The following is a 21,379-nucleotide window of genomic DNA, read 5'->3' on the forward strand; positions in this document are numbered from 1 at the left end:
GATTGAATATGTAGAATATTGATACAATATTGATAAAAAATTAGACTATATCAATATTAATTTTGTTTAACAAATTATTGTAATTATTCAATAAAAAAGCCAACTCTACTGGTAATAGAGTCGGCTTTGGATGATTTTCAAACTCGCTAAAATTCAAAAACAGCCCAAACTATGAAAAAAAACTTTATTTTTAGCTATCCGAGAGCTAAAACTTTTTATTCGGTCATCATAATACTGCTTTCATTTGCTCAGTCATTTGCCCAAAGTATCAGTGGAAGCGTCAGAACAACCAATGGGGAAAAACTATCGGGAGTAAGCATTGCCATCAAAGGCACAACCAAAGGAACAACCACCGATAAAGACGGAAAATTTGTGATTGAGGCACGTAAAAATCAAGCTCTTATTTTCACTTTTGTAGGCTATGAACTACAGGAAGTAGCTATTGGTGACAAAAAGCAATTAGACATCACCTTAAAAGAAGCAACTGAAAGCCTTGAAGAAGTAGTGGTAACGGCAGAAAACCGTTCGGTTTCGGCACAGCGAGTACCAATTACAATGGATTTGGTTTCGGGGAAAACAATACAAAAACAGGGCATTACAGATTTGGTTCAATTGCAAGCGATTGCCCCGAGTTTGAATATTGTTACGAATACCATTTTCAATCAAATAAATGTTCGGGGTGTGGGTAGTAATCAAGGTGCAGCCGAACTCTCAGACCAAGCCGTTACGGTTGGAATCGACGGCGAATACATCAATAGACCCGTAGCCCTAAACGCTGCTTTGTTTGACCTTGACCGTGTTGAGGTTTTGAAAGGACCACAAGGTACACTCTATGGACGGAATGCTACCGCTGGAGCGGTAAATATCATTGCGAAAAAGCCTACACAAACACGTGAAGCTGATTTAGGACTGAGCTATGGAAACTATAATTCCTTGAAATTGAACGGAATGGTAAATTTACCATTAGGAAAAATAGCTGCTGTACGTGCTGCTGGTATTTTAAATAAGCACGATGGCTACCGTGACGGAGGTACAGTAGGAAGAATTGATAATGGAAATATGTGGGCCGCTCGATTGGGCTTTAACATAAATCCAACCAAGGCTTTATCAATGTATGCAGCAGGCGAAATTAGTAAAATAGACCAACAAGCCCCTTCTCAGTACGGTGTGCCAATGGGAAATCTTACCGAATTAAAAGATAAAGAGCCGATTTCTTGGACAACCCCTTTACCAAACGATTACCCAGTTGCTACGGCTGGATTCATGAAAATAGACCAATCGGCTATCAGAGGAAAAATTGCTTATGATTTTGGGAAAGCAACTTTGACCTACTCGGCTGGTTATCGCAAAGTCGATATGACTGGCTACCAGCCACTTAATGGGTATCTGCCAGAAACTAATAGTTTTCATAATGATATTAAATCATCTACCCAAAGCCACGAACTTAGATTAAATGGAGAAACAGCTAAATTAAGTTGGCAGGTAGGTGGTTTCTACGGAGATGAAGACCAAAATACGGCTCGTGGGTTATTATTGGTGTCGGCTGCTGGGGCTTTTAATGGACAAGTTCCTTTTCTTAACTTCTTCATCAGAGATGTAAATTCAAGAACTTCGGCTATTTTTGGACAAGCTACTTACAATATCAATGAGAAATTAGGTTTGACCCTTGGTATTAGAAATACATCCGATAAAAAAGTTTTAGGAGGTGGCAACTTAGCTTCTGCACCGTTTGGTCCGCCATCAATCATCAGATTCTTCTATCCAAACGTACCTACTTCTGCTACTCAAGCTGGAATGAAGCCATTTGAGGGAATTCCAACCGAAGGAAGTTGGAATAGAACAACTTGGTTGGCTGGGTTAGAATATAAGATAGATGCCAACAAAATGTTGTTTGCAAAAGTAAGCACGGGTTATAAAGCAGGTGGATTTGACAACTTAGGTCAATATAATCCTGAGAGCCTTGTCGCCTATGAAATAGGTACTAAAAATAAGTTTGCTAATAACAAATTACGTTTGAATGCCTCAGCATTTCACTATGATTACACAGACCAACAAGTTACCATTTTTATCTCAACTGATATCGGTGGTGCTATCCAAAATGCAGGCGTTAGTACAGTCGATGGCTTAGAAATTGATGGGGAATATGTGGCAACTAAAGCAGATAGATTCAGGTTTTCAATTAACTTTTTGGATGCAACTTATAAAGACCTAAAAACTATTGCGAATAGAGTTGGGGCTACAGTAATCGAAAGAAATTTAGCAGGTAATGTTGCACCTATGGCTCCTAAATGGACACTCACGGCAGGCTATAACCACGATTTCAAAATAGGGAAAGGCATTTTGAACGCAGGTATTCAAACTTTGTTTAAGTCGGATTATTATGCCACAGCTTTCAACTATGCTATGGACAAACAAGGAGCTTATACGAAAACAGATATTAATTTAACTTATACGACCAAAGGAGGCAAATTTGATATAGGCATATTTGCCCAAAACCTTGAAGATAACCGTATTATTACTTTTTCAGGTTTTAATGGTGGTACTATCAATACTTATAACTGGATATTTGGCTCGCCAAGATTGATTGGAGCTCAGTTGAATCTCCATTTATAAACTGCATTGGAGGAGAGAACGCCTCTCCTCCAATGTTTACTAAGCTTTAATTTAACTTACCATTATGCCAAACTCGCAAACCCGCATCGCTGGAGTTCCGCAAGGAATTATTATTACGCTCATTAGTATTTTGCCTATGATGGCAGTTATCACACTAATGCCCGTAGTGCCTACATTAAGGAATAATTTTAAAGATATTCCACACATAGAAATCCTTGCCCCTTTTGTGATTTCGGCACCAGGGCTATGTGTTGCACTCTTTGCACCTTATGCGGGCTATTTAGCGGATAAATTGGGCCGACGCAAACTTTTACTCATTTTTTCGTTTTTGTACGGCATCGGAGGGGTAATTCCTTTTTTTGTAGAAAGCTTTACACTCCTAATTATTGGACGTTTGATTTTGGGTATTGGAGAAGCGTTTATTCTGACGGTATCTAATATTTTATTAGGTGATTATTTTGAAGAAAGTAAAAGAAATACGTGGCTTATGATACAAAGTATTATTGGCCCTGCTTTTGGATTTTTTGTTATTACAGGTAGTGGTTATTTGGCAACAATCGGCTGGCAATATCCTTTCTTACTGTATGCCATTACTTTATTGATTCCGATAGGCTCATTCTTTTTCATTTTTGAGCCTACACAAAAAGCAGCTTCAAGTGTTAATCAATCACACAAAGCTCCCGAAACACTATCAAGGTCTTTGATTATTAAGGTGTTTGTTACCACGTTCATTGCCTCTGTTTTGTACTATGTTTACACTTTGCATTTTTCGTTGGCATTGGATAAAATAGGCCTGAGCGACCCTCAAGAAGTAGGAAAAATCACGGCTATTGCCAGTTTGATGCTTCCTTTAGGGGCTGTTCTTTTCAAAATATTTGGGAAGAAAAATAGCAAAGTACAATTTGGAATAATGTTTACACTGATTGGACTTGGTTTGATAGGCGTTGGTGTATTTAAAACGCTTCCTTTAATTATGGCGAGTGCCGTTGTGCAACAAATTGGCTGTGGGATGTCTATTCCTGTACTTATTGCTTTTGGATTAAGAGCTATTCCTGCTCAATTCAGAGGACGTGGCATGGGTATTTGGGGAAGTGGTTTCTTTTTGGGTTTATCGTTGTCGCCGTTTATAGTGGGCATGGTAAGTAATCTTTCAGGCGGAATCTTAAATGCGTTTTTAATCTTTGGTATCGTTTGTCTTGTCATGGTTGTTGTCAACTTTATGATGAAAGAAGTATAATGAGGCTATATCAATTCTATAAAAAATAGTTTAAATGACAAATCAAATTAAACGTGCTGTAAGTCTTTACAGCTATCAAGAAGAGTTTTTTCTAAGAAAAATGAGTCTTGAAGATTGCATCGCTGCGGCTGCGGCTACAGGTGCAACAGGTATCGAAATGGTAGGTGAACAGAGTGTACAGGGTTGTCCGAAAATTCCATCAGAAGCATTTATTGACCAATGGTTTGGTTGGATGGATAAGTACAAAGTTACGCCTGTTGCCCACGATATGTTTTTAGATTATAACAAGAAAAAAGGTCATTACTGGTCAGACGAAGAAGCGGTTGAGTCTTTCAAAAAAGACATACTTTTTGCCAAAGCTTTGGGGTTCAAAATCATTCGTGTGATTGTGAATACTACGCCACAAATCATTGAAAAAGTATTGCCTTTTGCCGAAGAACACGATATTATTTTGGGTATTGAAGTTCACGCACCCTGGAATATCAATAGTGCGTGGATGGAACGTCATTGGGAAGTAATGGAAAGAACGGGTACAAAACATTTTGGATTTATTCCAGATATGGGCGGTTTTACTCGGCGTTTGCCTCGTGTGCAAATTGAGCGAATGATTCGCAACGGTGCTGACCCAGAAATTGCAAAATACGTTTGCGAGCAACACGAAAAAGGTATAATGGCTGAATACACGATTTATGAAGTTTCAAAAATGAGCAACAAACGTATAGATATGGCCGTAGCGGAAATGTCGAGACATAATACATTCGTCAATCCGTTGAGTTTAGTGCCACACATCGACAGAATCGTACACATTCATGGCAAATGTTTAGAAATGTTGGAAGATTGCACCGAATATAGTATTCCATACAATGAAGTGGTACCAGTACTACAAAAACATGGCTACAATGGCTACATCGCTACCGAATACGAAGGTAATCGCCATATACAAGATATTTATGAAGTAGATAGTGTGGAGCAAGTTCGCCGTCATCAGGTGATGCTTAGTAGAATGATAAATGATTAATTATAAATGATGAATTGATGGAAAACATTCATCATTCATCATTCAACATTCATAATTTAAAGAGATGTACGAAAAATATATGATTGTGCCTGAACGGGTTAAGAAGACCGAAAAAGGCTTTGAAATAGGAGCAAGATTACCTTATTACAGAGGTGTTTCGCTTTCGATGGTAGAAGAAATTGAAGTTTCTTTGGATGGTGAAACTTTACCACAAAGCGATGTCTCCATCACGGTTCACGGCAATACCTATAACCTTGAGCAACGAGAGAACGAATTGGACGACCGTTGGGAAATGGGCGAAGTAGCCACACTCTCTATTGATAATGCAGGCGATTTGCCAGCAGGAGAACATTCCATAGGACTAAAAATCAACCTTCGCATTGGCTATATGCCTTTTCCGAGTATCAGAGTAGCCGAGAAAAAAGTGAATTTTTGATTTGAAAATTTGATGATTTGAAAATTTGAATTTCTCCACTTCACCTTCTCAAATCCTCTATACACAAAGAAAATGAAAATAGGAATAAGCCTCGATATGGTGAATGTTCATCACCAAGAGCCTAATCGTAACAGATATGAGAGCAAGTATTATTGGGACGAACTTTACCCAATGATTGTAGCGGCAGGTTTTACAGCCGTAGAGATTCCCTTCGACCCATTTTGGATATTTAGGGGAGGTTCGGGTGTGCCTTTTACCAAGTATTGTGTAGAAGTAAAATTTGAAAAGGTAGCCAAGTTTGTGACTCATTTGCAAACGCAAGGCATCGAAAAAGTGGCTGGGATTCATTTTAACCCAAGCATTTTTATGCGAAATGAAAATCTTGACTTTTATTTTGGTGCATCGGGTTACTTCGGAGGTGAGGCTATTCGTTATGCGGCAGAGTTAGGTTGCGACTATATCAATGTTACGCCAACGCCTCCATTCGGTTTGATAGCCCATTATCATGGTAAGAACCCAGATTGGGAAAGTGTATTTGTCAATCGTACCATTCAGTTAATCAATGGATTTGCTAAAGTGGCTCAAGAATGTGGCATCAAACTTTCGCTTAGAAATGAGTATTGGAGTATGTTTCGCAACCATGACTTTCAGGCTATTTTAGCACAGTTGGATGATTCCATTTTGCTGCATGTAGATGCCGCCAACCTCAGCATTGCAAATCAAGAACCTTCAGAAGTTTTGAAAAATTTAGGAGCTAAAGTTGGTAGTGTGTTTCTGACCGACACGGCATTTGTGGATGATAACGAGACATGGAAAACACCTTTACCCGAATATCCACAGCATAAAGCGACACAGGTTTTTAAAGATGTAGGTTGGGGAAATGTCAATTTGAAGGAGTTTTACCAAACGCTTCAAAATATCAACTACGATGGCTGGACGATTGTAAGCAACCGTCAAACCCGTGAACCCATGCGAGCTTTGCTAAGAAGCAGAAAAACGATTTCGGATTTGGCGGGGGTCGCCTTCGACATTGGGGATTTTGGAATCAAAAAATAATTGAAAAAATCGTGAATATGGACTTACAAAATCAACAAATAGATAGCGGTTTCAAACAAATCCGAAATCCGAAATCAGCAATCCCAAATATCAAATATTCTCACATGAATCACTGGAAGAATATTCCATATAGGCAAATTGATAACTTCCGTGAATTTTACTATGAAGACAAAACCAACTCGGCTTATTACACCGATTGGGATAGAATCTTGCGTTATCAAAAAGCCTTGGGATTCACTGGCATCGAGTTAGCTCCATGGGATTTTCCTGAAATGTTACCGCTTTTTGGTTCACCAAAAGCCTTTAAAGAATTTGCTGCCGAACGGGGGATAGAAGTAAGTGGCATGTTTCATTTGATAGACAAACCATACGACCGAACGCATCACAAACAAACTTTTGAAGAAAGCAAACAAGCCATAGATTTACTGGTAGCATTTGGCGGAACGCAATTAAATTCAGCTCCGATTAACAACTATTATGGATTAGGGCCTTTAAGCCGTGAGCAAGTCAAAGCCTCTGCCGAAATCATTACCGAAGTAGGCAAATATGCTACCGACAAAGGTGTTCAAATTGGCATTCACAACGAATTTTTCTTGGCAATCAATAAAGAAAACCATCGTGAATACCTCGAACTCACCGACCCACGCTATGTACATTACTGCCTCGACACGGCACAGGTGGCTTTGATAGGTGAAGATATTTTAGAATTTTATGAAACGTACCACGACCGTATTTGTACTTTTCATTTGAAAGATACGGCAACGCCTCGTTTACCCGACGAAATTAGATATAGTCGAGATATTGAAATTGTGGACGATGGTACACGCTGGTTTTGGGAGCCAGGCGAAGGCGTACTTGATTTCAAAGGTTTGTATCATTTACTCAAAAAATACCAGTTCAAGGGTTGGATTACTATCGAAACAGACGGTACGCCCGATTTGCTCGCCTCAATGGCACTATCAAGATATTATATTGATAGTCAGTTGAATACAATTTATTCATAAGTAAAAAATGCTAACTACGAGTGATAATGAAATGGAGAGCAAAAGAATGCTCATCATTCATCACTCCTAACTCATCACTGAAAAATGGGTCCTTTAGATAAATATATTTTAAAAGAAGATGCTTTGGAAGCTACAGAAAAAGGCTTTCAGCTAAAGTTTCAATCACATTGGTATCGAGCGTTACCGCTTTCATGTATGGATTTTAGCCTCAAGCTGAATGGCAAAGAAATCGAAAAAAGCCAATTGAGCATCAAGGCAAATGGCAATGAATATAGCTATGACCAGCTTCCTGAATTAGACAAAGAATGGTTGTATATTCTGGATAGAGGAGCGATAGAAGTAAACCTCCCTTTAGAAAAAGGCAATACCTATGATGTAGAATTTAAGTACGACTTACACATTCCTTACATACTGGTAGGGCCACAAGCTACGCCTTTATTGGCGAGTAGTTTGGTAAAGAAGAATTTGGTATGTCAATAATTTATTCCAAAACCAAAAATCCAAAATGAAATTAGCTACTTCCCTTTTTTCCTACGCTTATGAATGGAATTCAGGACAATATACTTTAGAAGATGTCATCGCCGAAACTCGAAAAAGAGATTTGGGTACTGGCTTAGAAATAATTGGTTTTCAGAGCCTTAGAGGCTTCCCTTACGTTTCAAACGAAACCGTCAAAGAGGTAAAGCACCTACTTGATAAGTACGAATTTGACCCCGTAGCATTGGATGCTAACATAGATGTGGGAGTAAAAAGACACGCCATGATGAGTATTGATGAAACAGTAGAATACATCAAACCTCAGATTTTGGCAGCCCAAACGTTAGGTTTTCCCATTTTACGGTGTCAAACTACCGCCCCTGCCGAAGTCTATCAAAAGCTTATACCTTTTGCCGAAAAAGCCAATGTAATCATGGGCATAGAGCTGCATACGCCTTACAGCGTTGACCATCCTTCGGTGATTAAAATGGTTGAAATGTTTGATAAAGCTCAAACCCATGTTTTAGGTTTTGTTCCAGACATGGGTACTTGTATGCGTGCGATTCCAGATGCCTTGCTTACAAGTTTCAAATCGGTAGGTGTAACGGACGAGATGATTGCCATTACCAAAGAGATTTGGCATAGAGATATTCCAACCCCGGCCAAGTTTGGCGAGTTGGCTAAAACATTAGTTCCGATGGGAGCTACACCGCCACAAATCGGGCGTTTGAACATGGCATTTAGTATGAATGGCCGTCAGCCTGTCGAAAATTGGCAAGAAATCATGCCTTATGTCGTGCATGTGCATGGTAAATTCTATGGTTTCGACGAAAACGGCGATGAGCCTTCGATTGATTACCCTAAAATTTTTGAGGTATTTCAAAAAGGAGGCTACCAAGGCTACATTTCTTCAGAATACGAAGGTTCGGCATTTACAGACGAATTCGACGCTTTCGACCAAGTAGAAAAACAGCATAAATTGTGGAAGAAGATATTACAAACATTATAGTTATGGCAAATCAATTTAAGCTAAAATACGCCCCCCATATTGGTTCGTTTACGCATTCGGCAGGAAAAGACCCAATCGATCAAATCAATTACATGGCTGATTTGGGCTTTAAAGCCCTCGAAGATAGCGGCTTTGTGTCGCCGTTGGTGCAGTTTAATTCTACTCGCATGGGGATTGGTATGTGCAGTCAAACACCTGAAATGCTCACTAAAATTGGCGAAACTTTAGCCAAAAGAGGCATGGAAATGGGTACGTTTGTACTGACACCCACCAAATGGCCACCCATCGAATTGGTCACTTCGGGCAAACCTGAATATTTAGAGGAATTTCTTACTAAATGTAAAAGCGGTGTAGAAGTTGCCAAACGCCTCAATGCCAAATTTGTAACCATTACGCTCGATTGCTTCGACCGCTCTTTGCCTATCGAAATGCAAACGGCTCATGCCATTGATGCCCTCAGAAAAGCAAGTGATATTTTTGAACCTATCGGCGTAACAATGGCGATAGAAACCCTTGCCGACCACCACGAGCTTTTCCTCAGAACCTCGGCACAGGCGTATATGTTGTGCAAAGCCGTGAACAGAGATGCCTGTAAAATTTTGTTTGATATGTATCATTTGCAAAAAAATGAAGGAAGGCTTATTTATCATATCGACATGGTTTGGGACGAAATCGGTTATTTCCAAATTGGCGACGAACCCGGTAGATGCGAGCCGGGTACGGGTGAAATCAATTACAAAAATATCTTCAAACACATTTACCAAAAGTCGAAAGCCAGTCAAAAAGATTTCATTTTGGGAATGGAACATTTTAATGCTATTGATGGCATTGAAGGTGAAAAAGCCCTATTAGAAGCTTACAAACAAGCAGATAATTTTTAGACCGATGACTACTTTCAAACTCAAATATGCCCCTCATTTTGGCTCTTTCGCTTCGGCAGGAAGCGAGCTTATCGACCAAATAAAATACTCGGCAGACTTAGGCTTTACCGCTTTTGAAGACAACGCTTTTTCGGGCGTACCCATGCCCAATTTGATGGGCATAGGTATGCTCGGACAAACACCTGAGTACTTAGATAAAATTGGCAAAACGCTTTCTGACTTAAACATGGAAATGGGGACGTTTGTGATGGGTCCTGTCAATTGGCCACCCAACGCAGCGTTTACATCGGGAAAAGAAGAGTTTAGAAATATCTTTTTAGACAAATGCCGTCAAGCGGTAGAAGTAGGCAAACGCCTCAACGGCAAATATGTCACCGTTGTACCAGATGCCGCAGACCCGACATTACCTTATGAAATCCAAACGGCAAATGTGGTAAATGCTCTTCGTAGAGCAGCCGATATTTTCGAGCCTCATGGCATGATAATGGTTTTAGAACCACTCAGCTTTCCGCCACAAGTTTACCTCAAAACTTCGGCACAATGCTATTTATTGGCAAAAGCCGTGAATAGCCCAGCCTGTAAAATTCTATTTGATTTGTTCCATTTACAACAAAACGAAGGAAACCTTAAACGCAATATTGATTTGGTTTGGGACGAAATAGGCTATTTTCAGATTGGTGATGTACCCCAACGTTTTGAACCGGGGACAGGCGAAATCAATCATCTTGATGTATTCAAACACATTTATCAAAAGGCTAAAGCTACAGATAAAAACTTCATTTTTGGCATGGAACATTACAATTATGTGGCAGGAGTTGAAGGCGAAAAACTTTTATTAGAGGCATATCAAAATATTGACAATTCTTTGTAAATCAAATGATTACTATGAAAAGTGTTTTAATTTTAATCTGTGCGGTCTGTAATTGTTTTATAGTGATTGCACAAGAAAAATATAGCCTTGTCAAAACGAACTATGGTTTGGTAGAAGGATATATTTCGTCAAGTAATGTCCATACTTTCAAAGGTATTCCTTACGCAGCTCCCCCGATTGGCGAAAACCGTTGGAAAGCTCCGATGCGTTTAGCATCGTGGAAAGGAAAAAAGATTTGCCGTGCGTATGGTCCAAACGCTATGCAAGATAAACCTGCCCCTTTCAGAGGTTATACCGTAGAATTTCTACCACCCGTTGAACCCATTAGCGAAGATTGTCTTTACTTAAATGTTTGGACTAATTCAACCAGCAAAACAGCCAAGAAAGGTGTTTTGGTTTGGATTCATGGAGGTGCTTTTATGGGAGGTGGCAGTGCAGTACCGATTCAAGATGGTGAAGCCCTCGCTCAAAAGGGAATCGTTTTAGTAAGCATCAACTACCGTGTAAATGCCTTTGGATTTTTGGCTCACTCAGAACTTTCAGCCGAATCACCCACAAAAACCTCTGGAAATTATGGGCTTTTAGACCAAATTGCCGCCTTGCGTTGGGTGAAAGAAAATATTCAAAACTTTGGTGGCGACCCTAATAATATTACCATCGCTGGGCAGTCGGCTGGGTCTATGAGTGTCAATTGTTTGGTAAGCTCGCCATTGGCAAAAGGGCTTTTTCAAAAAGCTATTGCCGAAAGTGGTGCTTGCTTTACCAGTGGCAATCCGCTCGTAAAAACACCCAGTATGCAACAAGAAGAACAAGAAGGAGCTAATTTTTTGAAAAAATGTGGTGTTTCATCTATCAAAGAATTGAGAGCTTTACCTTCAGAGGTGATAGTACAAAATGTCAAACGTTTTTTTGCTCCTGTGATTGACCGCTATGTGTTGCCAGAGCCTATTCCTGCCATTGTAACCAAGAAAAAAGACAATCCAATCGTCTTGCTCACAGGTTGGAATGAGGATGAAGGTGGTAAAAAAGTACAACCATCGACCTTGAAAGAATATGAAGAATCAGTTGAAAAACAATTCAAAGAAAACAGCAGTAAAGTATTGGCGGCTTACGCACCAGCCAACGAACAAGACATAGCCGTGAAGAAGGCAAAATTAGAAAGTGATGTAATTTTTGGCTTACAGAACTTTACATGGGCTAATCTCCATTCACAAAATGGTCGTAAAGTGTATGTTTATCGTTTTGCTCAAGACATAAAACCTAAAGGCGATGCACTTTACGGGGCTTTCCACACAGCAGAAGTACCTTTTGCATTCGATAATTTGAAGTTTTTTAATCGAGATTGGGAACAACAAGACCACCAATTGGCAAAGTCGATGTCGTCGTATTGGGTTAATTTCGTAAAAAATGGCAATCCGAATGGAGTATCTTTACCCGAATGGCAACCTTACGAAAGCCAAAAGAAAATGATAATGATGTTTAATGAAAAACCTTCAGCTGTTACCCTACCAAATGCCAGTGCGTTGGATGTGCTTTATTCAATATTGAAGTATTAAAAATTTAATTTACTTATGAAAACCGACATTCTAATAATAGGTTCTGGCCCAGTTGGTGCTACTTATGCACGCATGATTGCAGAACAAAGACCTAACGCCAACATTCTAATGGTTGAAGTTGGGCCGAAAGTTTCTGACACTATCGGGCAACACGTCAAAAATATTACTGACCCTCAACAAATGGAGACGGCTCAAATCCTTTCGCAAGGGCCTAAAAAAACACCTTATCCGATGATTTCAGTAGCTGAACGAGCATTGGCCGTTCAACGTGGTGAATTAACGGCTGATATTTTGGCTCGTGCAGGAACGCATTTGGTGCTAGACCAACCCGAAGAAATCAAGACAAACGAAATGCCTTCTCTTTCTATGTCAACCAATATTGGTGGGATGGGTATTCATTGGACTTGTGCTTGTCCAAGACCGGGCAAAGGCGAACAAATTCCTTTTATTCCAGCAAACGAAATGGATGAAGCACTCACGGAAGCAGAAAAAATTTTGCACGTAACCCAAGAGGCTTTTCCGATTTCGGAAGAAGGAGAAACCATTTTGCATATTCTCAACCAGACTTTGGGAGATAAACATTCGCCCAAACGTCAGGCTCAACCCATGCCACTGGCTTGCAAAGTAGATAGCGAATATAACCGTTATTGGACAGCCTCAGACTTGATTTTAGGTAATACCCTCAATCACCCTAATTTTGAACTTCGTTCTGAAACGATTTGTAGAAAACTGAACTACCAAAATGGTAAGATTACAAGTGCCGAAATAGAACATTTACCTACACAACAAAAAGAACTTATAGAAGCCGATATTGTCATTGTGGCAGCCGATGCCCTGCGCACGCCACAATTGTTGTGGGCTTCGGGTATCAGACCGCAAGCATTGGGACATTACCTCAACGAGCATCCATTTGTATTTACGTTTGTTGAATTAGACAAAGATTTGGTACAAAATCATTCTCCCAATCCAACATCGAAAACCCATAGTCGAAAATCACCTGACCCAACAGTAGGCGTATTTTGGACACCTTTTGATGCACCCAACCATCCTTTCCACGGTCAAATTATGCACATGGATTTATCTCCGATGAAAACTACCGTCACCGATGAATCTAAACATATTGTAGGATTAGGCTGGGGTCCTTTGAAAGAAGCCAATTTTGAAGATTGTATCGTCTTTTCTGAAACGGAGAAAGATTACTTTGGAATGCCCAAAATGAATTTCAAATTTCAATACACTGAAAAAGATTTAGAAGCCATTGAAGCAGCTAAAGCATTTCAGCAAAAAGTAGTACATTCGTTTGGAAAAGAAATCAAAGACGGCGGACAAACCTTGATGCCTCCAGGTACTTCTTTACATTACGAAGGCTCTACCAGAATGGGCGTTGCCAACGATGGAAGCTCCGTTTGTGATACTTATTCTCAAGTATGGGGATTTGATAATTTGTTTATCGGAGGTAATGGCGTAATTCCAGTGGCAACAGCTTCTAATCCAACACTCACCAGTGTTGCTTTGGCTGTTAGGTCTTCTAAACAAGTAGTTAAACAAATAAAAGCATAAATTCATGAAAGAAAGCAGTACTGTTCCAATAATTGATGCAAACCAACTGATTTCCAATTTGCACAAGGAGTTGAAAACTTATGTTGCTTTCACAACCAAAGTCCACTCCAATTTTCATATTAATCGTATTGAAGAGTATATGAAAATCGTGAACTTTCCTACGCAATCAGACGTAGTACCCAGACGCATATCTGTTTTTAGCTTTTTCTTCTTAACCAAAGGACGAAGTATCAGAAGTAAAGGCTTAGATAGCTATGATTTTGGAGAAAATACCTTCTTTTTTCTCCCCGCTTATCAGATTACAACGCATCAAGAAATATGCTTTGGTAGCGAAGGATATTATTGTCATTTTGATATGGAATTATTGAATGTTGACTATAAAACCAAAGATTTAATCAATGATTTTACCTTTTTAGAGTTTAATGCCAATCCTATTGTTATGATTAACGATGAGGCAAAAGAACGGATTATTCCTTTACTCGAAAGACTTATTACAGAATATAAAGCTGGTGATGATTGTAGGTTTGATATTCTTAGAATATACTTGATAGCAGTATTTACAGAATTAAAAGCATTTATAAATTATTCAAAACCCAACCTTTCTAATTCAGCTTATTTGATTACAGAGCAGTATAAAAAGTATTTGGCTCAGTACATTTATGAAAAGCAAAAAACTACCGACTACGCTGAAATGATGGCAATCTCACCCAATCATTTAAATAAATGTGTAAAGAGTACTTTAGGTAAATCGGCTCACGACTTACTGAAAGAAATGCTTTTACTTGAGGCAAAGTTTTTATTAAAACAATCAGATTTGAACATTTCTGAAATTGCCTACAAAATCGGAAGAAATGAAATTAGTGATTTTGGTCGTTTTTTTAAAGCCCAAACAGGTATGACGCCCAGCGAGTATAGACTTACTAAATTGATGTAATTAGTCAATAATGAATGGTTATAAACTTTTAATAACCATTCATTATTGATTAGCATCGGTTGAGATAGTTAGCGTTGATAAGATTCGATATGGCTATTTTGATGGGGTGTAGCAGGTTTTGTAAACTCTTGGATAACCTTTTTGTTGACGAAGTATTTTTGGAGCAATTCGGCAATAAAGCGGTTCGCCGCCCGCTGCTACCATTATCACACCTAACATAAAACTTTTCAGGAATAGTTAAGTGTTGAAAAATACCTTCAAAAAGGTTGATAACATCTTGATATTTAATAGAATATTCGACTAAATGACTGATATTCCAACGAGTAAAAACATCAATAACAGTTATTATAAGTACATTTTTATTTTTTCCAGCCACCCACAAGAATTTTATATCAAATTCTAAATAGGTAAAAGGGACTTCGACATTTGGGAGCAACTCTTTGACCCAGTTCCGTCTGTTTTTCTTTGAACTTTGTATGGATTGCGTAGTAAGCTATGACTTTTTTTGCTTGGGAAAACCTTGCTCAATGAATTGTTGGGCAATCATTAGTCGCTCTTGTTGGGATATACCGTTTTTTTTAAAAGGGCATCCTTGACTCGAAGTTCAAGAACTTTCTCTGCAACCAATTCTTTCAAAGATTTATTTTCCAGACGATTATATTCAGCTAAGCAAACAACTGTTGAATTAGATGAATTAGTTGTTTGTTTCGTGATAATGTTGAACCACTCTTGATTTCTCTGTCTGGTTCCAACTTTTGCGATGTTTGCTCATATGTACACAAGTTAGGAATTTCCCTTACAATTGTGTCCAGGTTTTTAGCGGGCTGAAAGGAAACATATTATTGTTGATACGCTTGGATTAGTATGGGCGTTATTGTCCATGCTACTGATATTGACGATGGAACAAAAACTCATTTGCTGGCAGCCGCCGCTGCGGGAGAACACTGTTTAGTGTTACTTGTATAGAATGCAAAAATACTCGTAGATGATGCTTATAAAAAAGTATTTTACGATTGGATTTATGATAATATATTGGGATTAGAAATTGAATTTGCATCAAGACCACCATCGGACAAAGGTTTCATTCCAGTCAAATGTAGATGAGGAAATGCCGCAATGGAATTAAAAGGACTTTTGCATAGTTTGTCTTCTTCCGAAGACACGCAAAGACTATGCTGGGGTCGCACTCGACAAAAACAACAAATTTTGCTGAAGCATAGATATTACTAACCAATTGTCAAATAATACTGAACAAAAATTAAAATTGACCAAATATAATTTCTACACATCTTCTTAAAATCAGATAACTTAGAAAAAGGGATAGTTAATCTTTTAATGATTTCCATTCAGTTTACTTAATCTCTCATAAAGAATAGTTATTTCTTTATTAAATCGATTCATAATACTCTGATAATCAGGAAACATTTCTAAAAGTATTGCTGTTCGTAGTCCTTTGATGCTATCTCGTTCTAAATTACTTTCTAAAGTTTGTTTATAATCGTAAAAACTATTTGCCTGGATTTTATTAATTATCTCTTGATAAAGTTCAGGATTTTCTAATAAATACCGCTTGTCAAGCTCAGAAAGAGCTTTTTCATATTCTTGTTGAAGAATACTTATTTTTTCTTTCAAAAACGATATTTCGCTTTTTTGGTCAGTAGCTTTTTTAGTGACTTTTTTAACTTTCTCTTTTTTTGCTTCATATTTATCAAAAAGATTGGGCGTATAAACCATTGTATTGAGAAAGCCCCCAATATTATCTATTTTTTTGCCTGATTCTAAAGCGTGAATAGTATAGGTAATTGCCTTTTCAATTTGTTCGGTTGGCACCTCTCCTACCCATTTCTTCACTTGTTGTTTCGTAACATATTTTTCTACTTTCTGAAATAATTTCTCAACTTCATCATTGTCAGAAGTTGATTCACTACTTTTTTCTGTCACTTTTGAAGAAGCAACTGATTCTACTTTTAAACGTTGATTTTTGGTATTCTCAAAAATATAAAAAGTAACAGCTACTACTTTTCTCTTTTGAATCTCTTCTTCAAACTGAAAGTATATATCGGTATATTTGGCTAAGTCTTTTTCAGCTCGCTTAATTAGTCCTTTAAAATGCCCATATAGCTGATATTCATGTGATTCTATTGACAATAATTCTTTGAGTTCATCAAGCATGAACTTTCGCTTCCCAATTTTTTGATATTGCTTTAAAAGTTCAAATAGCCTGACAGAGTAAATACTCGTAAGACTTAAAATATTTCTAATATCATAGACTAAGTATCTGGCTTTTAATTCTAATAAAAATTGTTTGAGTGCTGGATGAAAACTGAGCTTAATATAATTCTCCTTCGCTCCTTCTTCAGGATTAGCTGTTGATGCCACCAAGTGTGTCTTGAAATATTCTCGTTTACCTTCAGCAGTCGTACGAAGTATTTCTACCTTTTTATCAAGTAATTTATCAGCAGCTTTTTTGATACTATCATATACCAGACCAGAATCATGTAAGTTAAATTCCCTAACAATATCACCAGTATTAATGGTATATTCATTAAAGTCTGTATCATTGTGTTTGATAAGTGTAAGCATGTAAGCAAAAACTCTTGTTTCCCAAATATCAAACTTGTATCTAGCTTCCACTAATTCATTAGCTTTTCGGATTAACTTAATATCCGAATCAGTGGTTAATGGAGTTTTTTGCTTTTTAGTTGCCATTTATTAAAAAGGTATATACTCGTAAAAATATGTGAATAATCTATAAAAACCAATAAATGTATCACATTAAAAAATAGATGTGATATATTATTCCGTAAACAATTTCCATTGTTCCGAATTATTTGTGATAGTTGTATACAAATAGTCATGTACTTCTCTAACCTTCACATTTTAATCAAAACATATTTTTTCTTATTTTCCATAATCATTTAAATCATTCTCTTGAAGAGTCTATGAATACTTAATAGACAAGTGTATTTAACTTAAAATACCATTAAACCTCCGAATTATTTGTGATAGTTGTATACAAAAAGTAAGCAAATGAGACTCCCTCTCCAAGCGTAAAAGGAATAAAAAGGAGTTCTGTAAAATAAGTAGGCTTTACACCTTTAAAATATCTATTGAATATGATTTATTAAGGAAAATATTAAAGAAAACCATCAATACTGGCTTTAATATTCCTCCGAATTTTATGTGATACTTCTCCGAATTATTTGTGATAGATAAAAATCATTGTCATTTACACACTATCGTTACCTTGAGTCTAATTCATCCGAATTATTTGTGATAGTTCTCCGAATTTTATGCGATACTTCTCCGAATTATTTGTGATAGACAAAGCCATTTTTCCGAATTATTTGTGATAGTTCCCGAATTATTTGCGATAGATAGCCTTACAAAAAACTGTAAATCAACAACTTACAAAGCCTGAAAGTATTTAAAATAAAATATTAAAAATAAAACAACATTGTTATTGTTTTCCATTTTTTATTTTTAATAAATTCTAACATACATTTTAGCTCATCTTTGTAATGACTAATAACTGAACATGATTCAAAAATTATTGAAAATAGCTATTTTATAGTACATTGTTTTTAAATATAAAATTTGTAATTTATTATTTTATATAAATACAATTATTATATTTGTGGTACTTATCTTAGAAAAATGCTGACAACCGAATTACTTATAAGATTCTTGAACAGGAATCCAGCCCTCACAATAACGGGTATTGAGAAAGAAGCGAGTATGCCAACAAGGTCTCTCACTCAAATTATAAATCTCAAAAGAGAATTATCTGACAAGCAACGATTAAAATTATTACCAATACTGATGAAGTATGGTTATAGTGAAACGTTCAATTTAAAAGCTACAACGATAGCAATTGCTAATAATAAAGGAGGTGTTGGTAAAACAACAACAACAGCCTATTTAGGAGAAGCATTATCGAACAGAGGGTTGAAAGTCCTCTTAGTTGATTTAGATTCTCAGGGTAATCTGAGCCAGATCTTTAATGTGAACACGGCAGATGGACAAGTGTTTAACTCGTTGATTAATTTTAACGAAACGCTGCACATTAAACATATTACAGAAAACTTACACATTGCTCCTTCTGATTTAGAATTGCAAAAGGCTGAATTATCCTTACTTTCGGCACCTGCTAATCAACAACGTTTGCAACGAGCTTTAGTCCCATTCTTAGACGAGTATGATTTTATTTTAATTGACTGCCCTCCCTCCTTGTCTGTGTTAACATTAAATGCCCTTAATGCTTCCAATTCTTGTATTGTGGCTATGCAGCCAGAGATGAATGCTGTAAATGGCTTAAATTCTTTATTTGGAGTGATTTTAGAGACACAAATTTTGTCTAATCCAGGATTAAGAATTGAAGGAATATTATTTACAATTGTTGAAAAAAATACGGTTCATGCAGGTTTAAAAGAAGCTGTTCGTGAGACTTACAGTAGTGTAAATATTTTTGAAACAGAAATCAAAAAAGGGATAGAAATCAAAAAAGCACAAGCAATCAAATCGCTTATATTTGATTTTGATAAGAATTCGGCAGCAGCTAAGTCTTATGATCAATTAGCTGTTGAGCTTCTTAACAATTTGAACAATAAAAAGTAATCAGAGGATGGCAAAAAAGATAGATTTTAAAACACAGATGAAATCCAACGTGACGCAAACTGTAACGTCAGGATTAATTTCTAATGAAACAATAAAGCAAAAAATTGTCATCTTAGATGAGCTAAAAAACCTTATTGAGCCATTACAAGATGAAGAATTACAAGGCTTAGAAAAAAATATTATTGAGAATGGGTGTAAGGATTCTTTGATTATTTGGCAAACTACTGAAAAAGTAATAAATCCTGAATCTATTACTGACACTGAACAATTTATCTTGGTGGACGGACATAATCGCTATAAGATTTGTACGAAGCACAACATTCCTTTCAATGTTATGTTGATGTTCTTTACAAGCTTGCAAGATGCCAAAAACTATATGTTAGACCTTCAGATGGGTAGAAGGAATTTGAGTCAAATCCAAATGGCATATTATCGAGGTTTAAGATATAATAATGAAAAAATCACAAGCAAAGCTGAAAATTTTAACAAAGATGTCGTTGAAGTAAAAACATCCGAAAAAATTGCCAAACAGTTTAATGTTGATGAAAAAACCATTCGTAGAGATGGTGAGTTCGCAATTGGATTAGAAAAACTTAGCCCATCTTTTAAAAAAGAAATTCTTGCTGGGAAACAAAAAGTTTCTAAAAAATCTGTTCAACAATTAACGAAAGTTTTGGTTACTAATTCGATTGATTCTATTGAGGATTTAGATAAAATATTATCTAAGAATGATAAACAAGAAACGAATGTGTCAGTCGAAAAAAAGATTAATAGAGAAACAATTCTAACGATTCAAAATATGTTAGAAAAACTGTATGAAACAAATAGTTTAGATGATTATCAATCTCTAAAAGCGAAAGTAGAAGAATTAGGGAAGGTACTTTCAGAAGTTTAATTGAAATATTTTTCCAAGTGGACATAATGTCCACTTGGAAAAAAGTCCAAGGAATACATTAGTTATTTAATCACAATCCCTTTCTCTACTTTCCTATAATCCTCTTTTCGAATAAAATAATTACCTGACCGTTCATCAAATTTAATGACTTTAGCAATATGCTTGTAATGTGCATATTGTTTTTCATTAGATTTCAGCATTACCAAACCCATCCAAAATACGGATAAAAAAATAGAAATAGCCAAGGCTATACTACCATATCTACCGATTCCAAGGATTAAAGCAGTTTTAGGATGATCACAATAAATAGCGGGGGCTTGTTGCTTCATCAAAGATTCTATCTGTTTTGATTGATGTTGAAAACCATTAACAGACTTTTCAAGACGATTTGCCATATTATCAATTGCCATCAAAATAGGAATGATAGAAGGGTCTAAATCCTCAGCAGCAATGTCGTATTTATGGGCAAGTTGATGCCTAGTTTCTTTTAGATTCACCATGATGTTCAATAATAATTAGTTTTACCTGTTCCAATACCTTTCTAAAAGTTATTTTACCCATTAGATTGAGAGAGTCCTCTCCTTTTCCTTCGGTTAAAATTTTAATCACATCCCTGCCAGATTCAGCATTACCCAGATTACCAAAACCACTGAAAATAGCATTAGTATCTATAAAATTTTGCTTGACTAAAACTATTGTTTCAGCATCTCCAAAAGTCCCTTCGTTAATAAGTACAATCATTGGAAAGTGAGGTTCAACAAGTGATTTTAACTTTTCATAATATGAATAACAAGCGACAAAAGCATCTCTACCAGCCAAAACGATATAAAATCTAAGGTCTATTCCCATTTGTGAGAGTTCCTCTTTGAGAATATAAGCAGGAATATCAAACTCCAATAATTTTTTAAATTCTTCAGATTCAGCCGCTCCAAAATCAATAAAAATAGTAGGGGATTGTACTTTAGACAAAGACTCAAAAAGTGTAATAATTTTCTCTCGTTCTAACCTTTTGGAATCGTTCAAAATATCGACATGGCGAATTCTATTCTTTCCAACAACCGACTCAAGCCGATTAGCAGTTGTTTTGGTCGATTCATCTAAATCAATAAATGAAGTTTTTTTATCTTTTTCAGCCTGGGCTACAAACCAAGTAAAAAGTGATTTGCCAACGCCTCCTTTAGCTTGTAGTATTAGATTAATTTGTTTCATGATAAA

19 protein-coding genes are annotated in these 21,379 nt (G+C 36.8%); 15 read left to right on the forward strand and 4 right to left on the reverse strand.

The window, feature by feature from the left end:
• Positions 1-171 precede the first annotated feature (171 nt).
• The 13 genes from VB776_RS08440 to VB776_RS08500 all read left to right on the forward strand — a co-directional run bounded on the left by VB776_RS08440 (position 172) and on the right by VB776_RS08500 (position 14,652).
• Positions 172-2,613, forward strand: a complete 2,442-nt coding sequence (locus tag VB776_RS08440; protein ID WP_323327980.1) for a TonB-dependent receptor — start codon at positions 172-174, stop codon at positions 2,611-2,613.
• 64 nt (positions 2,614-2,677) lie between these two features.
• Positions 2,678-3,850, forward strand: coding sequence for an MFS transporter (locus VB776_RS08445; protein ID WP_323327982.1), 1,173 nt, complete (start codon positions 2,678-2,680; stop codon positions 3,848-3,850).
• 34 nt (positions 3,851-3,884) lie between these two features.
• Positions 3,885-4,868 carry a sugar phosphate isomerase/epimerase family protein gene (locus VB776_RS08450; RefSeq protein WP_323327984.1) on the forward strand — a complete coding sequence of 328 codons (984 nt, stop codon included), beginning with the start codon at positions 3,885-3,887 and terminating at the stop codon, positions 4,866-4,868.
• 64 nt (positions 4,869-4,932) lie between these two features.
• Positions 4,933-5,304 (forward strand): C-glycoside deglycosidase beta subunit domain-containing protein, encoded by a 372-nt coding sequence (locus VB776_RS08455; protein WP_323327986.1) that lies wholly within the window; start codon positions 4,933-4,935, stop codon positions 5,302-5,304.
• 72 nt (positions 5,305-5,376) lie between these two features.
• A complete protein-coding gene (locus tag VB776_RS08460; protein WP_323327988.1) occupies positions 5,377-6,360 on the forward strand; it encodes a sugar phosphate isomerase/epimerase family protein in 984 nt (327 codons plus the stop codon).
• A gap of 17 nt (positions 6,361-6,377) precedes the next feature.
• Positions 6,378-7,364: a sugar phosphate isomerase/epimerase family protein gene (locus VB776_RS08465; RefSeq protein WP_323327990.1), complete on the forward strand. Its 987-nt coding sequence runs from the start codon at positions 6,378-6,380 to the stop codon at positions 7,362-7,364.
• A gap of 84 nt (positions 7,365-7,448) precedes the next feature.
• Positions 7,449-7,844 (forward strand): C-glycoside deglycosidase beta subunit domain-containing protein, encoded by a 396-nt coding sequence (locus tag VB776_RS08470; protein ID WP_323327992.1) that lies wholly within the window; start codon positions 7,449-7,451, stop codon positions 7,842-7,844.
• A 25-nt stretch (positions 7,845-7,869) separates the two neighbouring features.
• Entirely contained in the window at positions 7,870-8,850 is a 981-nt protein-coding gene (locus VB776_RS08475) for a sugar phosphate isomerase/epimerase family protein (protein WP_323327994.1), read from the forward strand.
• 2 nt (positions 8,851-8,852) lie between these two features.
• Positions 8,853-9,731 (forward strand): hydroxypyruvate isomerase family protein, encoded by an 879-nt coding sequence (locus VB776_RS08480; RefSeq protein ID WP_323327996.1) that lies wholly within the window; start codon positions 8,853-8,855, stop codon positions 9,729-9,731.
• A gap of 4 nt (positions 9,732-9,735) precedes the next feature.
• Complete coding sequence (locus tag VB776_RS08485; RefSeq protein WP_323327998.1) at positions 9,736-10,602, forward strand: TIM barrel protein; 867 nt, start codon at positions 9,736-9,738, stop codon at positions 10,600-10,602.
• A 14-nt stretch (positions 10,603-10,616) separates the two neighbouring features.
• Positions 10,617-12,158: a carboxylesterase/lipase family protein gene (locus VB776_RS08490; protein ID WP_323328000.1), complete on the forward strand. Its 1,542-nt coding sequence runs from the start codon at positions 10,617-10,619 to the stop codon at positions 12,156-12,158.
• 15 nt (positions 12,159-12,173) lie between these two features.
• Complete coding sequence (locus VB776_RS08495; protein ID WP_323328002.1) at positions 12,174-13,718, forward strand: GMC oxidoreductase; 1,545 nt, start codon at positions 12,174-12,176, stop codon at positions 13,716-13,718.
• Between the two features lie 4 nt (positions 13,719-13,722).
• Positions 13,723-14,652 (forward strand): helix-turn-helix domain-containing protein, encoded by a 930-nt coding sequence (locus tag VB776_RS08500; protein WP_323328004.1) that lies wholly within the window; start codon positions 13,723-13,725, stop codon positions 14,650-14,652.
• 93 nt (positions 14,653-14,745) lie between these two features.
• Here the strand turns inward: VB776_RS08500 and VB776_RS08505 are convergent, their stop codons facing one another.
• Together VB776_RS08505 and VB776_RS08510 are read right to left on the reverse strand one after the other, a co-directional pair.
• Positions 14,746-14,871, reverse strand: a complete 126-nt coding sequence (locus VB776_RS08505; protein WP_323328006.1) for a hypothetical protein — start codon at positions 14,869-14,871, stop codon at positions 14,746-14,748.
• 1,113 nt (positions 14,872-15,984) lie between these two features.
• Positions 15,985-17,361, reverse strand: coding sequence for a replication initiation protein (locus VB776_RS08510; RefSeq protein WP_323328008.1), 1,377 nt, complete (start codon positions 17,359-17,361; stop codon positions 15,985-15,987).
• Between the two features lie 948 nt (positions 17,362-18,309).
• Between VB776_RS08510 and VB776_RS08515 the strand changes: the two genes are divergently transcribed.
• Together VB776_RS08515 and VB776_RS08520 are read left to right on the forward strand one after the other, a co-directional pair.
• Positions 18,310-19,269 carry a ParA family protein gene (locus VB776_RS08515; protein ID WP_323328010.1) on the forward strand — a complete coding sequence of 320 codons (960 nt, stop codon included), beginning with the start codon at positions 18,310-18,312 and terminating at the stop codon, positions 19,267-19,269.
• Positions 19,270-19,276: 7 nt separating this feature from the next.
• On the forward strand, positions 19,277-20,164 hold the full coding sequence (locus VB776_RS08520) for a hypothetical protein (RefSeq protein WP_323328012.1): 888 nt from the start codon (positions 19,277-19,279) through the stop codon (positions 20,162-20,164).
• 62 nt (positions 20,165-20,226) lie between these two features.
• Here the strand turns inward: VB776_RS08520 and VB776_RS08525 are convergent, their stop codons facing one another.
• Positions 20,227-20,664: a hypothetical protein gene (locus VB776_RS08525; protein WP_323328015.1), complete on the reverse strand. Its 438-nt coding sequence runs from the start codon at positions 20,662-20,664 to the stop codon at positions 20,227-20,229.
• The gene (locus VB776_RS08530; protein ID WP_323328017.1) at positions 20,642-21,373 is read right to left on the reverse strand and encodes a P-loop NTPase family protein; all 732 of its coding nucleotides are present in this window, start codon (positions 21,371-21,373) and stop codon (positions 20,642-20,644) included. The genes VB776_RS08525 and VB776_RS08530 overlap by 23 nt, the downstream gene beginning before the upstream one ends.
• Positions 21,374-21,379 lie beyond the last annotated feature (6 nt).

Source organism: Arcicella gelida, assembly GCF_034931025.1.
GTDB classification, from domain to species: domain Bacteria; phylum Bacteroidota; class Bacteroidia; order Cytophagales; family Spirosomataceae; genus Arcicella; species Arcicella gelida.

Bases quoted from the DNA above. Each gene is read 5' to 3' on its own strand.
- VB776_RS08440 (WP_323327980.1), top strand. From the start codon at position 172: ATGAAAAAAAACTTTATTTTTAGCTATCCGAGAGCTAAAACTTTTTAT.
- VB776_RS08445 (WP_323327982.1), top strand. From the start codon at position 2,678: ATGCCAAACTCGCAAACCCGCATCGCTGGAGTTCCGCAAGGAATTATT.
- VB776_RS08450 (WP_323327984.1), top strand. From the start codon at position 3,885: ATGACAAATCAAATTAAACGTGCTGTAAGTCTTTACAGCTATCAAGAA.
- VB776_RS08455 (WP_323327986.1), top strand. From the start codon at position 4,933: ATGTACGAAAAATATATGATTGTGCCTGAACGGGTTAAGAAGACCGAA.
- VB776_RS08460 (WP_323327988.1), top strand. From the start codon at position 5,377: ATGAAAATAGGAATAAGCCTCGATATGGTGAATGTTCATCACCAAGAG.
- VB776_RS08465 (WP_323327990.1), top strand. From the start codon at position 6,378: ATGGACTTACAAAATCAACAAATAGATAGCGGTTTCAAACAAATCCGA.
- VB776_RS08470 (WP_323327992.1), top strand. From the start codon at position 7,449: ATGGGTCCTTTAGATAAATATATTTTAAAAGAAGATGCTTTGGAAGCT.
- VB776_RS08475 (WP_323327994.1), top strand. From the start codon at position 7,870: ATGAAATTAGCTACTTCCCTTTTTTCCTACGCTTATGAATGGAATTCA.
- VB776_RS08480 (WP_323327996.1), top strand. From the start codon at position 8,853: ATGGCAAATCAATTTAAGCTAAAATACGCCCCCCATATTGGTTCGTTT.
- VB776_RS08485 (WP_323327998.1), top strand. From the start codon at position 9,736: ATGACTACTTTCAAACTCAAATATGCCCCTCATTTTGGCTCTTTCGCT.
- VB776_RS08490 (WP_323328000.1), top strand. From the start codon at position 10,617: ATGAAAAGTGTTTTAATTTTAATCTGTGCGGTCTGTAATTGTTTTATA.
- VB776_RS08495 (WP_323328002.1), top strand. From the start codon at position 12,174: ATGAAAACCGACATTCTAATAATAGGTTCTGGCCCAGTTGGTGCTACT.
- VB776_RS08500 (WP_323328004.1), top strand. From the start codon at position 13,723: ATGAAAGAAAGCAGTACTGTTCCAATAATTGATGCAAACCAACTGATT.
- VB776_RS08505 (WP_323328006.1), bottom strand. From the start codon at position 14,871: ATGTTAGGTGTGATAATGGTAGCAGCGGGCGGCGAACCGCTTTATTGC.
- VB776_RS08510 (WP_323328008.1), bottom strand. From the start codon at position 17,361: ATGGCAACTAAAAAGCAAAAAACTCCATTAACCACTGATTCGGATATT.
- VB776_RS08515 (WP_323328010.1), top strand. From the start codon at position 18,310: ATGCTGACAACCGAATTACTTATAAGATTCTTGAACAGGAATCCAGCC.
- VB776_RS08520 (WP_323328012.1), top strand. From the start codon at position 19,277: ATGGCAAAAAAGATAGATTTTAAAACACAGATGAAATCCAACGTGACG.
- VB776_RS08525 (WP_323328015.1), bottom strand. From the start codon at position 20,664: ATGGTGAATCTAAAAGAAACTAGGCATCAACTTGCCCATAAATACGAC.
- VB776_RS08530 (WP_323328017.1), bottom strand. From the start codon at position 21,373: ATGAAACAAATTAATCTAATACTACAAGCTAAAGGAGGCGTTGGCAAA.